12 protein-coding genes are annotated in these 14995 nt (G+C 72.3%); 9 read left to right on the top strand and 3 right to left on the bottom strand.

What is annotated here, in order from left to right:
* Genes MFF64_RS24430 through ggt form a run of 4 tightly spaced genes read left to right on the top strand, consistent with a single transcriptional unit; the run spans nucleotide 1 to nucleotide 5331 of the window.
* Nucleotides 1–1677 (top strand): dipeptide ABC transporter ATP-binding protein, encoded by a 1677-nt coding sequence (locus MFF64_RS24430; protein ID WP_238192659.1) that lies wholly within the window; start codon nucleotides 1–3, stop codon nucleotides 1675–1677.
* Nucleotides 1674–2996, top strand: coding sequence for an ArgE/DapE family deacylase (locus MFF64_RS24435; protein ID WP_238192660.1), 1323 nt, complete (start codon nucleotides 1674–1676; stop codon nucleotides 2994–2996). The genes MFF64_RS24430 and MFF64_RS24435 overlap by 4 nt, the downstream gene beginning before the upstream one ends.
* Entirely contained in the window at nucleotides 2993–3625 is a 633-nt protein-coding gene (locus tag MFF64_RS24440) for a pyridoxamine 5'-phosphate oxidase family protein (protein WP_099901377.1), read from the top strand. Before MFF64_RS24435 ends, MFF64_RS24440 begins: the two co-directional genes overlap by 4 nt.
* Nucleotides 3625–5331 (top strand): gamma-glutamyltransferase, encoded by a 1707-nt coding sequence (gene ggt / locus MFF64_RS24445; RefSeq protein ID WP_238192661.1) that lies wholly within the window; start codon nucleotides 3625–3627, stop codon nucleotides 5329–5331. The genes MFF64_RS24440 and ggt overlap by 1 nt, the downstream gene beginning before the upstream one ends.
* Before the next feature lie 26 nt (nucleotides 5332–5357).
* Here the strand turns inward: ggt and MFF64_RS24450 are convergent, their stop codons facing one another.
* Nucleotides 5358–6293, bottom strand: a complete 936-nt coding sequence (locus MFF64_RS24450) for a LysR substrate-binding domain-containing protein (RefSeq protein WP_238192662.1) — start codon at nucleotides 6291–6293, stop codon at nucleotides 5358–5360.
* Nucleotides 6294–6512: 219 nt separating this feature from the next.
* Here MFF64_RS24450 and MFF64_RS24455 point away from each other — a divergent pair, with 219 nt between their 5' ends.
* From MFF64_RS24455 to MFF64_RS24475, 5 genes are all read left to right on the top strand, one after another.
* Nucleotides 6513–7292 carry a siderophore-interacting protein gene (locus tag MFF64_RS24455; protein WP_273557171.1) on the top strand — a complete coding sequence of 260 codons (780 nt, stop codon included), beginning with the start codon at nucleotides 6513–6515 and terminating at the stop codon, nucleotides 7290–7292.
* Nucleotides 7276–8076, top strand: a complete 801-nt coding sequence (locus MFF64_RS24460; RefSeq protein ID WP_099901933.1) for an ABC transporter ATP-binding protein — start codon at nucleotides 7276–7278, stop codon at nucleotides 8074–8076. Before MFF64_RS24455 ends, MFF64_RS24460 begins: the two co-directional genes overlap by 17 nt.
* A 71-nt stretch (nucleotides 8077–8147) precedes the next feature.
* Nucleotides 8148–8969, top strand: coding sequence for an ABC transporter substrate-binding protein (locus tag MFF64_RS24465; RefSeq protein ID WP_238192664.1), 822 nt, complete (start codon nucleotides 8148–8150; stop codon nucleotides 8967–8969).
* A complete protein-coding gene (gene fhuB / locus MFF64_RS24470; RefSeq protein ID WP_238192665.1) occupies nucleotides 8966–11002 on the top strand; it encodes a Fe(3+)-hydroxamate ABC transporter permease FhuB in 2037 nt (678 codons plus the stop codon). Before MFF64_RS24465 ends, fhuB begins: the two co-directional genes overlap by 4 nt.
* Nucleotides 11003–11166: 164 nt before the next feature.
* The gene (locus MFF64_RS24475) at nucleotides 11167–13398 is read left to right on the top strand and encodes a TonB-dependent siderophore receptor (RefSeq protein ID WP_099903018.1); all 2232 of its coding nucleotides are present in this window, start codon (nucleotides 11167–11169) and stop codon (nucleotides 13396–13398) included.
* A 53-nt stretch (nucleotides 13399–13451) separates the two neighbouring features.
* Here the strand turns inward: MFF64_RS24475 and MFF64_RS37885 are convergent, their stop codons facing one another.
* Nucleotides 13452–13586, bottom strand: coding sequence for a hypothetical protein (locus MFF64_RS37885; RefSeq protein WP_273557172.1), 135 nt, complete (start codon nucleotides 13584–13586; stop codon nucleotides 13452–13454).
* 435 nt (nucleotides 13587–14021) lie between these two features.
* On the bottom strand, nucleotides 14022–14924 hold the full coding sequence (locus MFF64_RS24480; RefSeq protein WP_238192666.1) for a LysR family transcriptional regulator: 903 nt from the start codon (nucleotides 14922–14924) through the stop codon (nucleotides 14022–14024).
* Nucleotides 14925–14995 lie beyond the last annotated feature (71 nt).

Here is a 14995-nt window from a genome sequence, read left to right on the forward strand (position 1 = left end):
ATGACCGACGCCAAAGCTCCCGTATCCACGGCTCCCGTCCTCGCCGTCGACGGGCTCACCATCGCGCTGCCGCGGGGCGGCGACCGGGCCCACGCGGTCGAGGACGTCTCCTTCGCGATCCAGCGCGACGAGGTGGTCTGCCTCGTCGGCGAGTCGGGCTCCGGCAAGTCGATGATCGCGCACGCGATCCTCTCCCTGCTGCCGTCCGGGGTACGCGTCGCCGGCGGCGCGGTCGCGGTGAACGGGCGCGACGTCGCGCGGCTGTCGGGCTCCGACCTGCGGGCCTTCCGCGGCGGCGAGGCCGGGATGATCTTCCAGGAGCCTTTGTCCTCCCTCAACCCCCTGAAGCGCGTCGGCGCCCAGATCGCCGAGACGATCCGTACCCACCAGGGCGCGCTGCCGCGCGACGCGATGCGGGCTCGGGTCGAAGGCCTGCTCGCCCAGGTCGGCCTACCGACGCCCGGGCTTCTCGCCCGCTCCTACCCGTTCGAGCTCTCCGGCGGCCAGCGCCAGCGGGTGATGATCGCCATGGCGATGGCGAACCGGCCGGCCCTCCTCGTCGCCGACGAGCCGACGACGGCCCTCGACGTGACGACCCAGGCGCAGATCCTGCGGCTGATCGACGATCTCCGGCGCGAGCGCGGCATGGGCGTGCTCCTCATCACCCACGATTTCGGCGTCGTCGCCGATGTCGCCGATCGGGTCGTGGTGCTGCGGGGCGGGCGCGTGGTCGAGACCGGGAGCGCGGAGGCGGTTCTGCGCCGGCCCCGCGATCCCTATACCCGGGCGCTGATCGACGCGGTGCCCCGCGCGCGGCTGCGTCCGCCGGCCCCCCGGCCGGAGGGAGCGCCGGTCCTCTCCGTCGAGGACCTGCGCAAGACCTTCACGGTGCGACGGGGTTTGTTCCAGCCGCCGCGCCGGGTCGTCGCCGCGGACGGCCTCTCCCTCAGCCTGCACCAGGGCGAGACCCTCGCGGTCGTGGGCGAATCCGGATCGGGCAAGTCGACCCTCGGGCGGATGATCATGCGCCTCACCGAGCCCGACGGTGGCGCGATCCGGCTCGGCGGCGAGGACCTGCGCTCGCTCGACGGCGAGGCGCTGCGCCAGGCCCGGCGCGGCCTCCAGATCGTGTTCCAGGATCCCTTCGCGAGCCTCGACCCGCGCCAGAAGGTCGGGGACGCGGTCGCCCGCGGGCCGATGGCCTACGGCACCCCGCGCCGCGAGGCGATGGCGACCGCCCGCGCGCTCCTGGAACGGGTCGGTCTCACAGCGGCGGCGGCGGAGCGCTATCCGCACGAATTCTCCGGCGGGCAGCGCCAGCGCATCTGCATCGCCCGGGCGCTGGTGCTGCGGCCGCAGGTGCTGATTGCCGACGAGGCGGTCTCGGCCCTCGACGTCTCGGTCCAGGCCCAGGTGCTGGCGCTGCTCGCCGAACTGCGCCGCGAGATGCGCCTCGCGATGATCTTCATCACCCACGACCTGCGCATCGCCGCCGAGATCGCCGACCGGGTGATCGTTCTGCAGAAGGGCCGGATCGTCGAGGAGGGGGCGACGCGCGACGTCTTCTCCGCGCCGCGCGAGGCCTATACCCGCGCCCTCCTCGACGCGATTCCGGGTCGGCGCTTCTTCGAACATCCCGGATTCACGCGCGAGCCCGTCGCGCCGGAGGTCGCATGACAGACGAGACGCAACCCCGCACGACCCTGACCGGCCCCGAGCGCGACGCGCTCTTTGCGGCGGTGGATGCCGGTTTCGAGCGCCAGATCGCCGACACCATCGCCTTCGCGGCGATCCCCTCGACCCGCGGCCAGGAGGGTCCGTGCCAGGACATGATGGCCGACCTCCTGCGGGCGCGGGGCTACGCCGTCGACGACTGGCGCATCGACCAGGACGACTTGCGCCACCTGCCCGGCTTCGGCCCGGTCGAGACCGACTTCTCCCGCGCCCGCACGGTGGTCGGGACCTACCGGCCGGAGCGGGCGCAGGGCCGCTCCCTCATCCTCCAGGGCCATTGCGACGTGGTTCCCGCCGGCCCCCTCGACATGTGGAAGCGCCCGCCCTTCCAGCCCGTCGTGGAGGATGGCTGGCTCTACGGCCGCGGCGTCGGCGACATGAAGTCCGGCACCATCGCGGCGCTCTACGCCCTCGACGCGCTCGAGGCCGCGGGTCTCGCGCCCCAGGGCCGCATCCACGTCCAGTCGGTGATCGAGGAGGAGAGCACCGGGCTCGGCGCCCTCTCGACGCTGCAGCGCGGCTACCGGGCGGAGGCCTGCTTCATCGTCGAGCCGACGAACGGGCGCCTGATGCGGGCGCAGACCGGGGTGATCTGGTTTCGCCTCAAGGTCCGGGGCGAGCCCGCCCACGCGGCCCATGCGGCGGTCGGCTTCAACGCGATCAAGGCGGCCTATCACGTCATCCAGGCCCTGGAGGGCCTGGAGGCGGAGTGGAACGAGCGGGCGAAGGACCATCCCCGTTTCAGCGCGCTCGCGCACCCGCTCAACCTCAATGTCGGCATCATCCGCGGCGGCGAATGGGCCTCGAGCGTGCCGGCCTGGTGCGACGTCGATTGCCGCATCGGCCTTCTGCCCGGCTGGAGCGTGGCCGCGTGCCAGCGCGAGATCGAGGCCTGCGTGGCGCGGGCCGCAGCCAGCCATCCCTTCCTCGCCCAGAGCCCGCCCGAGGTGGTGTGGTCCGGCTTCCTCTCGCCCGGCTACGAGGTGACGGGGGCCGAGGCGGCGGAGGCCGTGCTCGCCGAGGCGCACGGCGCCGGCTGGGGCGGCCCGCTTGAAGATTCGCTGTTCACGGGGCTGACCGACGCCCGCTTCTACGGCCTCGATTACGGCATCCCGGCCTTCTGCTACGGCGCGACGATCGAGAACGCCCACGCCTTCAACGAGCGCGCGAACGTCGAGTCGCTGCGCAAGCTCACCCGCACCGTCGCGCTGTTCGTCGCCGGCTGGTGCGGCGTGGCGCCGATCACCGGAGGGACGCGATGACGGAGATAGCCGGGCAGAACCCCCCGATCCGGACGCAGGACGAGCTGCGGGCCGAGTACGGGCCGATCAACCCGCTCGCCGAGAAGAAGGTCCTCGGAGTCCTCGACGGCTTCTGCCGGGACTTCATCGCGCTCTCGCCCTTCCTGGTGCTCGCCTCGAGCGACGGCGAGGGGCGCTCCGATGCGAGCCCGCGCGGGGACGCCGCCGGCTTCGTGGCGGTGCTCGACGAGCGCACGCTGCTGATCCCGGACCGGCTCGGCAACAAGCGGGTCGATTCCTTCGCCAACATCCTGCGCTACCCGGCCGTCGGGCTGATCTTCATGGTGCCGGGGATCAACGAGACCCTGCGGGTCAACGGCCGCGCCAGCCTCACCCGCGACGCGGACCTGCTCGCGCCCCTCGCCGCCCAGGGCAAGGCCCCGCCGGTCGGCCTCCTCGTCGAGGTGCACGAAACGTTCTTCCATTGCGGCAAGGCGCTGATGCGCTCGAAGCTGTGGGATCCCTCGCTCCACGTCGAGCGCAGCAGCTTCCCGACGCTCGGCCGCATCATCGCCGAGCAGACCGCCTCCGTGACGGTCGAGGCGGCCGAGCGGACGATGGAGGAAGGCTACCGCACGAGGCTGTACTGATGGCTCATGACGACTGGCGGGCGCGGGCCGGCACGCCCTTCGCGTGCGAGAAGGCCCCGGTCGCGGCCCGGCGCGGGATGGCGGTGACGAACCACCCCCTCGCCTCGGCCGCCTCCCTCGAGATGCTGGCCGCCGGCGGCAACGCGATCGACGCCGCGGTCGCGGCGCTCTTCGCCCTCACGGTGGTCGAGCCGATGATGGTCGGCATCTTCGGCGGCGGCGTCGCGGTGATCCGCCTCGCCGACGGGACGACCACGACGATCGACGGCCTCGCGACCGCGCCGGCCGCCGCCCGGCCCGACGCCTACGAGCCCGTCTCCGACACCTGGCCGGACTACATGGAGACGCGGGGGCGGCGCAACTTCATGGGCGCCTCCGCGGTCGCGGTCCCGGGCACGCTGAAGGGCTGGTGCGAGGCGCTCGCCCGCTTCGGCCGTCTGCCGCTCGCCGACGTGATGGAGCCGGCGATCCGGCACGCCCGGCGCGGCTTCACGGTCACGCCCTACCTCGCCGCTTGCACGGCGGAGAACGCGCCGCTCCTGGCGCGCGATGTCGCGATCGCAGAAATCTTCCTGCCCGGCGGCGAGCCGGTCGCGGCCGGAGCGCGCCTCGTCCAGGGCGATTACGCGCAGACGCTCGCCACCATCGCCCGCGAGGGGCCGGACGCGCTCTACGGCGGCAGCCTCGGCAGCGAGATCGGTTCGGCGCTCCGGGCCGCCGGTTCCTACCTCGCGCCCGCCGACCTCGCGGCCTACCGCACGGTGGAGCGCGCACCGGTGCGGGGGACCTATCGCGGCGTCGAGATCATCGGCCCGGCGCCGCCGGCCTCGGGCGGGGTCCACATCGTGCAGATGTTGAACCTGCTCGAGGCCTACGATCTCGCCGCCATGGGCTTCGGCACGCCGGACACGCTCCACCTCCTGCTGGAGGTCCTGAAGATCGCCGCCGTCGACCGGCGCGCCGCCACCGCCGATCCGGCCTTCGTCGACGTGCCGGTGGCCCGGCTGACCGCGAAGGACTACGCCGCCCTGCGCCGGCCGGAGATCGACCCGGCGCGGGCCGGCCGCTACGCGCCGGGCGTCGGGACAAACGAGTCCCAGAACACCACCCACGTCACCGTGGCGGATGCCGACGGCGCCATCGTCACCTCGACCCAGACGATCAACAGCCTGTTCGGCGCCAAGATCATGATCCCCGGGACCGGGATCGTGCCGAACAACTACATGTACCTGTTCGATCCGCATCCCGGCCACGCCCTGTCCCTGGCGCCGGGCAAGCGGATCACGAGCGGCATCTCGGCCCTCATCGGCTGCCGCGCGGGCCGGCCGGTCTTCGCCCTCGGGCTGCCCGGCGCGCACCGGATTCCCGCCGGCGCGCTCCAGGCCGTCCTCAACCTCGTCGATCACGGCATGTCGCTGCAGGAGGCCGTCGAGGCGCCCCGCGTCTTCACCTGGGGCGAGGAGGCGGAGATCGAGGACGGCGTTCCGGAGACCGTGCGCGCGGCGCTTGCCGCCCGCGGCCACCCGGTGCGGCCGGTGGCGCATGTCGGCGGCGGGATGTGCGCGGTCGGCTTCGGGCCCGACGGCACGATGACGGGGGCGGCCTGCTGGCGGGCCGACGGTTCGCCGGCGGGGCTCGGCGGCGGGCTCGCCCGCGCCGGCACCTCGTTCTGGCCCGACCCGCGCCGGGACGCTCCGTCGGCCTGACCCGTCCGGGGCGGTCCGGCGGCGCATCACATCGCCGCGTCGCGCTCGGCCGGGTCCGCCCGATGGTGGTGGCGGATGAAGGCTCTCACCGCCGGCGCCGGCTCGTTGCGGCGGTAGGCCACCGCGAGATCTGAGGTCGTCGTCGATCCGGTGATCGGGCGGTAGACGAGGCCGGGCAGTTGCAGGCAGGTCAGGGATCGCGGCACGAGCGCGACCCCGAGCCCGACCGCGACCATGCTGGCGATGGTGGTGAAGTCCCGCCCGGTGGCGCTGATCGTCGGCTCGAAACCGCTCTCGCGGCAGGCGGTGACGGCGTTGTGGTGAAAGCCGACATCGACGGCCTGGCGCGGCGCGATGAATGTCTCCTCGCGCAGCGCGGCCAGCGGAATCGTCTCGTGACCGGCGAGCGCGTGGGCCGCACCGACCGCGACGACGAGGGGCTCGCGCAGGACGCAGGTCGTCGCGACCCCGTCGGGGACCTTCACCGGGGGGCGGACATAGCCGAAATCGAGGGCGCCGCCGGCGATCGCCGCAAGTTGCAGGCCCATCTCCATCTCGGTGAGCTGAAGCTCCACCTCCGGATGCGTCGTCCGGAAGCCGGCGAGCGACGCCGTGAGCACGCCCGCATAGGCGGCCGAGGCCACGTAGCCGATGGAGATCCGGCCCGTCTCGCCCCGCCCGGCCCGGCGCACGGCGGCCAGAGCCGTGTCGGCTTGGAGAAGCGTCTTGCGGGCCTCCTGCAGGAAGACCTGGCCGGGCAGCGTGAGCTGGACCGAGCGCCGGCTGCGATCGAGCAGAGCGGTGCCCACCAGCGCCTCCAGGTTGAGGATCTGCTGGCTCAGGCCCGGCTGGGCGATGCCGAGCCGCTCCGCGGCGCGGCTGAAGTTCCGCTCCTCGGCCAGGGTCACGAAGTAGCGCAGGTGCCGCAGCTCGAACGCGCCCGTCGCCTTGTTGACGCTCATGATCCCCCTTTCGCATCCGCGATTCCGCAGGCCCTCACGAGCAAGTCAGGCCTGAAATTTTAATAATTACAAACAATCTCGCTCCTCTTATCATAAGCTTCACTTCTGAAAATCGCACGGGCCAATTATTGGACCCTCGGCACCCGGCTCGGCTAAGCCCGTACCCGGACGGCTGTTCTGCGCCGCGTCAGCGCGCCAGCACCCGTCGGGAACCGGATCATGTCGTTGCCTCCCTCGGCCCCGCCGACTGTCGTTCGTGCCGCCCGATCGCCTTCCTCCGGCCCGAAGGAGACCCCGCGCACGCTTCGAGTCCTGGCGAGGCAGGCCGTGACGCCGCTCCTGCGCCGGATCACCCTCGCCTGCGACGACGCGGCGTCCTTCGCGGGGCCCGCGATGCATGCCCGCCTCCTCGTCCCGTGCCCCTGCGGTCCGTTGCGCGGCGTGGACGGAGTGCCGGCGGCGTCGCGCTATTACACCGTGCGGTTCGTCCGGCCGGAGGTGGGCGAGATCGACATCGACGTCGTGCTGCACGCGCCCGCGGGTCCCGGCTCCTGCTGGGGCGCCCGGGCCCGTCCCGGCGACCGCGTGGGACTGATCGGGCCGCTCGGCCGTCCCGTTCCGCCGGCGGACCGCCTCGTCCTCGTCGGCGACGAGACCGCGCTGCCGGTGATCGGCCGCCTGATCGAGGAGGCGGCGCCCGGCCGGCGCATCGACGCGCTCGTCGAGGTGGCGGACCGGGACGAGGAGCAGGCCGTGGCCTGCGGCGGCGGCGCGCGGCTCGACTTTCTCCACCGCTCCGGGCGGGGCTCGCAGCTCGCTCGGGCGGCCGCCGGCCTCGCCCGGGACGCGGGTCGCGGTTCCTTCCTCTATGCGGGCGTCGAGGCCGGTACGGCCCGCGACCTCACCGCCATCATGCGCGAGCGCCTCGCCCTCGGCAGTGCGCAGGCGCGGATCGTCACCTACTGGCGCCGGCAGGACGACGATGCGGCGGCACGCTGAGGGGAGCCCGGCCGCCCTGTTCGAGCTCGCCGGGATCCGTGTCGAGGCCGGCGGACGGACCCTGCTCGACGGGATCACCCATCGCTTCGCACCGGGCCGGATCTGCGGGCTGATCGGGCCGAACGGCTCGGGCAAGAGCACGCTGATGCGCCTGCTCGCCCGGCAGGCTCCATCCGGCTCGGGCCGTATCCGGTTCCACGGCGAGGACCTCGCCGCGATCCGCCCGCGAGAGTTCGCCCGGCAGGTCGCGTACCTGCCCCAGTTCACCCCGCCGACGGACGGAATGCGGGTCGAGGAACTGGTCGCGCTCGGCCGCTTTCCCTGGCACGGCCTGCTCGGCCGCTTCGGGGCGCGGGATCGGGAGAAGGTCGACGAGGCGCTCCGCCGGACCGGCACCGGGGCCTTCCGCGGCCGGGCGGTCGCCTCGCTCTCCGGCGGCGAGCGCCAGCGCGTCTGGCTCGCCATGCTGCTCGCCCAGGACGCCGCCTGCCTGCTCCTCGACGAGCCGACCTCCGCCCTCGACATCGCCCACCAGATCGACGTGCTGTCCCTGGTTCGGGCGCTGGGGCGGGAGGGCGGCCTCAGCGTGATCGTGATCCTGCACGACATCAACATGGCGGCGCGGTTCTGCGACGACATCGTGGCGCTGGGCCATGGCCGCATCGTCGCGCAGGGAACCCCGGATGCCGTGATGCGGGAGGACGTGCTGGCCCGGATCTACGGCCTGCGCATGGGCATCCACCGCCTGCCCGGGACAGGCGACGTCGTCGGATATCCCCTGTGAGCCGGTGCGGCCCCACATCCGGGGCGCTCCTTCCGTCGCGGCGGGCCCTGCTGGCCGCGGCGGCCGGCGCCGTGCTCCCCCGGTCCCCGGCCCTCGCCGCCGGAGCCGCGCCGCCCCGCATCGCCGCGATCGACTGGGCGATGCTCGAGACGGCCCTCGCCCTCGGGGCGGAGGTCGTGGCGGGCGCCGAGCTAGTGCTCTACCGCAGGCTCGTGGTCGAGCCGCCGATCCCCGATCGCGTCGCGGATCTCGGCCTGCGCGGCAGCCTGAACTTCGAGGCCCTGCTGCGGGCCGCGCCCGACCTGATCCTGTCGGCCCCCTGGTACGGCCGCATCGAGGGCCAGCTCGGCCGCATCGCCCCGGTCCTGTCGCTGCGCATCGACCAGCGCGGGCGTCCACCCTACGCGGCGGCGATCGAGGCGACCCGCATCGCCGCCGCCCGGGTCGGGCGCGAGGGCGAGGCCGAGCGGGTCGTCGCCGAGACCGAGGCGGCGCTCGCCGCAGCGGCGCAGCGGCTCGCATCCCGGCGCGGGGAACGGGTCTTCGTGATCAGCGTCGGCGATCCACGCCACTTCCGGGCCTTCGGACCCGACAGCATGCACGGTGCCGTGCTCGACCGGCTTGGCCTGGCGAGCGCCTGGACCGGCAACACACGCTACGTCGCGCAGGCTCCGGTCGACATCCTGGCGCTGGCCCAGGATCCGGGAGCCAGCATCGTCATCGTCGGCCCGCTGCCACCGGACGCCGCCCGGGCACTGCCGCAGAGCGCCCTGTGGAACGCGCTGCCGGCGGTGCGCGAGAACCGCGTCCGGATGCTGGCCCCGGTCAATCCCTTCGGCGCCCTGCCCACCGCCGCGCGGTTCGCCCGCCTGCTCGCGGAGGCGCTGGCATGACCTGCAACCCCGGGTCCCGCGCCGGCACCGTCGCCGATCCCTTCCGAGCCGGGTGCGCCCCGCCTCCAGGCGACCGGGCAATCGTGCTGCGCTTCGCCTGTCTCTGCGCCGGGCTCGCGGGGCTCGGCGCCCTCCTGCACGGCCTCGGCATCCGGGCGATGCTGGACGATGCGAGCCACCCCCTGCGCGACCTCGTCGTGCTCCACAGCCTGCTGCCGCGGGCCATCGTCGCGCTCGCGGCCGGAGCGGCCTTGAGCCTCGCCGGGATGCTGCTGCAACGGGTGCTGCGCAACCCGCTCGCCGATGCCTCGACGCTCGGCGTTACGGCGGGTGCGCATCTGGCGATCGTCGCCGCGCTCGCCTTCGCGCCGGATCTGGGCGGGCTCAGCCGCGAGGCGGTCGCCTTCGCGGGCGCGCTCGCCGCAGCGGCCCTGGTGCTCGGCCTCACGGCGCGGCAGGCCTTCGAGCCGACGGGCGTTGTGGTCGCCGGCATGCTGGTCGGCCTCGTCTGCGCCTCGGCGAGCGCGGCGCTCGTCCTGTATGGCGGGCAATACCTGACCTCCCTGTTCCTCTGGGGCGGCGGCTCGCTGGCGCAGCAGGACTGGGGACCGGCGCAGGCCCTGGGGATCCGGCTGGCCCTGGCCTGGCTGCTCGCCGCCCTGCTCCTACGCCCCCTCGCCCTGCTCGCCCTCGACGATGCCGGCGCCGGCGGCCTCGGCCTGCCCGTCGCCCGGATCCGGACCGCCCTGCTGCTGCTGGCCGTCGTCCTGGCGGGATCGGTGGTGGCGCAGGTCGGCGTCATCGGCTTCGTCGGCCTCGCCGCCCCGAACCTCGCGCGGATGCTCGGCCTGCGCACGCCCCGCGCCCTCCTCGTCGTCGCACCCGTCCTCGGCGGGCTGATCCTGCTCCTGACCGACGGGATCGTGCAGGCGATCGACCGCGCCAGCCGTCTCGCCCTGCCGACCGGCGCCGTTACGGCGTTGCTCGCCGGTCCGTTCCTGCTCCTGCTGCTACCCCGGCTCTCCGGCCTGCGCCCCATCGCGTCGGGGACGGCCCACGCTCCCCGGAGCCTCGCCCGGCCGTGGCGTTCGCTGACGCTCCTCGCGGGCGCCGTCGTCGTCCTCGTCCTCGCGGGCCTGGTTCTCGGGCGCGATCGCACCGGGCTCGCGCTCGCCGGTCCTTCGGACCTTGCGCTCCTCCTGCCCTGGCGGCTGCCCCGCCTCGCCGCCGTGATGGCGGGCGGAGCCATGCTCGCCGCGTCCGGCTGCGTCCTGCAACGCATGACCGCGAACCCCCTGGCGAGCCCGGAGGTTCTCGGCGTGAGCGGCGCGGCGAGCTTCGGCCTCGCCACCTGCATCATCGCGGCGCCGGCCGCGGGCCTCGCCGCGCAGGTCGGCAGCGCCGCTCTCGGCGCCGGTATCGGGCTCGCGGCGCTCCTCGACGTGGCGCGGCGCGCCGCGCTCCAGGGCAGCCGCATGCTGCTCGGCGGCATCGCGCTCGGTGCCCTGGCCGGTGCCGGCCTCACGGTGATCATGACCCGCGGCGGCCTGGAGGCCGCGATGATCCTGGCCTGGATCACTGGCGCCTCGACGCAGGTCGATCCGGCCCTCGCGCGACTGGCGGTCGCAGGAGCGCTCGCCAGCATCGCCGCCCTGGCCCTGCTCGCGCGGTGGCTCGACGTGCTGCCGCTCGGCGATTCCACCGCTCTCGCCCTCGGCCTGCCGCTCGGGCGCGCCAAGCTCGTCCTGCTCACCATCGCTGCGCTCGCGACGGGCGTGAGCGCCCTGACGGTTGGGCCCGTGAGCTTCGTCGGGCTGATGGCGCCGCACCTCGCCCGGTACACGGGCTTCGTCGGGGCGCGGTGGCATCTCGCCGGCTCCGTCGCGATCGGCTGCGGGCTGATGGTCGGGGCCGACCTGCTCTCGCGCCTCGTCTTCTACCCCTACCAGATGCCCGCCGGCCTCTTCGCCTCGTTGATCGGCGCGCCGTACCTGATCGGCGCCGTCCTGCGCAAAGCGGGCCCGCGATGCTGAGTGCAGCCTCCTCCCGCCACTCGTCCCGCGAGAAGGGCCGCAAGCACCGGCCGGATCCAGTCGAATCAAATCAACCGGGCAGTAATTCCCGAAATAACAAAAATTAACAAAGAAATATCAAAGAACAGCGTGACCGGTTCGCGCTATGCACGAGGGGTGACATCATGAATGACTCTCCGATGCCGTCGCGCATCCTGCGCGGCCTCGCGCTCACCGGCGTTTCGCTCGTCGCGCTCGCGCTCGCAACTCCGCTCGGCGTTGCACACGCGCAGGCGGCATCGTCCGAGCCGGTCGTGGCGCTGGAGGAGATCACCGTGGCCGGCTCGGGGACGGGGAGCCCCGCCCGGGCCGGCGGTCCTGCCGCGGAGGATCCACGCGGCCCGGTCGACGGCTTCGTGGCGACCCGTTCCGCGACCGCGACGAAGACCAACACCCCCCTGATCGAGACGCCGCAATCGATCAGCGTCGTCGGCCGCCAGCAGCTCGACGCCCAGCGCGACCTCACCGTGGCGGAGGCCCTGCGCTACGTGCCCGGCGTCTACGGCGGGACCTACGGGCCCGGGACGCGCCAGGACTTCTTCCTGATCCGCGGCTTCACCGCCAACGACACCGGCCTCTATCTCAACTCGCTGCAGCTCCTGAACTACGGCTTTGCCGGCTTCCAGGTCGACCCGTTCGGGCTCGAGCGCATCGAGATCCTGCGCGGCCCGGCCGCCGTGCTGTTCGGGCAGGGCGGTCCCGGCGGCCTCGTCAACCTGATCAGCAAGCGTCCGACCCTTGAGCCGCTCCGTTACATCGAGACCGGCGGCGGCTCCTTCGGGCAGAAATATCTCGGGATCGACCTCGGCGGCCCCGCCGACGCGGACGGCCATTGGTTCTACCGCCTGACCGGCATCGGGCATAACGGCGGAACGCAGCTCGACGGCACGGACGACAACCGCGGCTACATCGCCCCGTCCTTCACCTACCGGCCCGATGCCGCAACGACGTTCACCGTGCTCACGAGCTACCAGCACGACGAGAGCGGCCGCATCGGCGGCTTCCTGCCCTATGTCGGCACGGTCCGTCCGCAGGCGCTCGGGCTGCGCATCCCCCTCAACCTCAACGTCAACGACCCGGAGGCCAACCGCTCCCGGCGCACCCAGGCCTATGCCGGCTACGAGTTCGAGCACCGCTTCGACGACGTGTTCACGGTCCGGCAGAACCTGCGCTACGCCTTCACCGAGGCCTACGACAACACGCTGATCTTCGGCAGCTACGTCGCCGGGACGAACCAGACGGTGCTCAACCGCTACCGCTCGCAATCCTCGGGCCGCGCCGGCGTGTTCAACGTCGACACTCAGATCGAGGCCCGCTTCGACACCGGCCCGTTCCGCCACACCCTGCTGATGGGCCTCGACTACAAGCAGGCCGACCTCGACGGCACGAACGCGCGCAGCTCGACCGCCGCGAACCTGCCCGGCCTCCGGTTCAACATCCTGTCGCCGGTCTACGGGGTTCCGACCCCGCTCGCGGTCCCGTATTCCGTGACGCGCAGCTTCTTCAACCAGCTCGGCGTCTACGCGCAGGACCAGATCAAGCTGACGCCAGAGCTCACCCTCGTCGCCAGCGGTCGCGGCGACTTCACCGAGAACGACGTCTTCAACAAGCTGACCCGAGGCGCGACCGAGCAGCACGCCGCCGCCGGGACGCAGCGCTACGGCCTGATCTACAACTTCGATTTCGGGCTGGCGCCGTACCTCAGCTACGCGACTTTCTTCAACCCGGTGATCGGCGTCGATTTCTACAGCCAGCCGTTCAAGCCGGAGACCGGCGACCAGTACGAGGCCGGCATCAAGTACCAGCCGCCGGGCCTGCCGCTGCTCGCCACCGCCGCGGTGTTCGACCTCATTCGCACCAACGTGTCGACATCGGACCCGGCGAACGTCAACAATACGATCCAGATCGGCGCGGTGCGCTCGCGCGGCGTCGAGCTTGGGCTGCAGGCCAATCTCACGCCCGACTTCGCCATCACGGCGTCGTTCACGGATTACGAGTTGAAGACGGTCGCCGACGGTTCGGCCGCCCGCATCGGCCGCATTCCGGTCGGCGTCCCGCAGACCTTCGCATCGCTGTTTGCCGACTACACCATCCCGACCGGCCCCCTGGCCGGCTTCGGCTTCGGCGGCGGCGTGCGCTACGTCGGCAAGTCCTACGCCACGGTCGACAATTCCCTGACCGTGCCGGATTTCGTCCTGTTCGACGCTCAGATGCACTACGTGCGCGACGGCTGGCGCTTCGCGATCAACGCGACCAACGTCGCCGATCGTCGGTACGTCAGCGCCTGCATCTCCACGAACGCCTGCTACTACGGCGATGCGCGCCGCGTGATCGCCAGTGCGAGCTACCGCTGGTGACATGCGGGACGGCGCCGTCCCGCCCTCTCAGACTGTCGGAGGTCTGCCGCTCGTCAGATGTCGACTGTCCGAAGTTCGGAGCGACTGTCGGCGACGAGCCGTTCGATCACCGTCGCGGCGGTGGCGCGCGTCACCGTAGGCGGGAGACGCTGTTTGTTTTCACAGCTGGGGAACTGCGCAGGATCCATGCTTCTGCTCCGCGGCAACATCGTCACGGTCTTGCGTGTGGCGGCCGGATACCTGCCAGGGCAGGGGAGGGGACCGATGACGATGAGGGGTCCGTCCGGCAGAGGCTGACCCCTTGCAGACCTTCAAGCACCACAGCCCATATGTCCGCTTCGTAAGAAGAAGCAGCCCCTTGGAGCGGCGGCCACGACATCAGCAGGTACGGGCACATAAGCGACCCCGTGGGGCTCATCCGAAGGACGTGCGAGCTTCCTGGGGGCCGCACGACCGATTCAAGTCGGACAAGCCAGTTCGGTCGTTCAACCGCGCGAAGTTCCTTCGGGCACCCATGGGCTTTCATCGCGCATGTACCACTGTCGCCGAGGCATATCGCGATTTCGCGGCGGAGGTTGCCAGCGACTGACGCAACGCCTGGATGGCCGAAAGACGGGGCGGCCTTACCGGGACGCCTCGCCTTGCCAGCGAAGGGCGTCGATCAGGCTTCGCATCGCCGGGGTGACCTGCCGGTCCGGGTAGTAGAGATGGCAGCCAGGGAACGGCGGGCACCAGAAATTGAGCACCTGAACCAGACGGCCGGCCGCGATGTCGTCGGCGACCTCGTCCTCCAGCATGTAGCCGAGTCCAGCCCCGGCCCTGACGGCGGCGGCCGCCAGGTTCCCATCGTTCGCGATCAACTGGCCACTCGCGCGGACCCGAACCTCCCGGCCGTCGCGGGCGAACTCCCACGGCAGCAAGCCACCTCCGCCGACTAGGCGGTAGTTCACGCAGCAATGCGCCTCCAGGTCGGCCGGCGTGTCCGGTTGCGGGTGGCGCGCGAAGTAGTCCGGGGTCCCGACCACCACCGTGCGCAGGTCGGGCCCGACGCGCACCGCGACCATGTCCCGCTCGACCGTTTCGCCGAACCGGATGCCGGCGTCGAAGCCCGCCGCCACGATGTCGGTTAGCCGGTCGTCGACGATCACCTCCACCGAGACGGCCGGGTGGTTGATGAGGAAGCGGGGCAGCCTCGGTTCGAGGATGGTCCGCGCGGCGTAGGGGAACGTCGTCAGGCGCAGGCTGCCCGAGGGCTCGCCCCGCCAGTCGGCCAGCGCGTCGAGGCCCCGGGCAACCTCATCGAGGGCGGGGGCGACGGAGCGCAGCAGCCGCTCGCCGGCAGGGGTCGGGGCGACGCTGCGCGTAGTGCGGGCGAGGAGCCGCACACCGTAGCGCACCTCCAGTGCCCGCACCGTGTGGCTGAGGGCGGAGGCCGACAGCCCCATCTCGGCCGCCGCCCGGGTGAAGCTGCGATGGCGCGCCACCGCCGCGAAGGCCGCCAGATCGTCGAGGGTGCCGCGTCGCATTCCTGAACCATGCTCATAAGCCCTTGCCGAGTATAACGGCTAATCGCGGCGCCGGTCGCGGATTACCTCTC

It is taken from the genome of Methylobacterium frigidaeris, assembly GCF_022179185.1.
Classification (GTDB): Bacteria; Pseudomonadota; Alphaproteobacteria; order Rhizobiales; family Beijerinckiaceae; genus Methylobacterium; species Methylobacterium frigidaeris.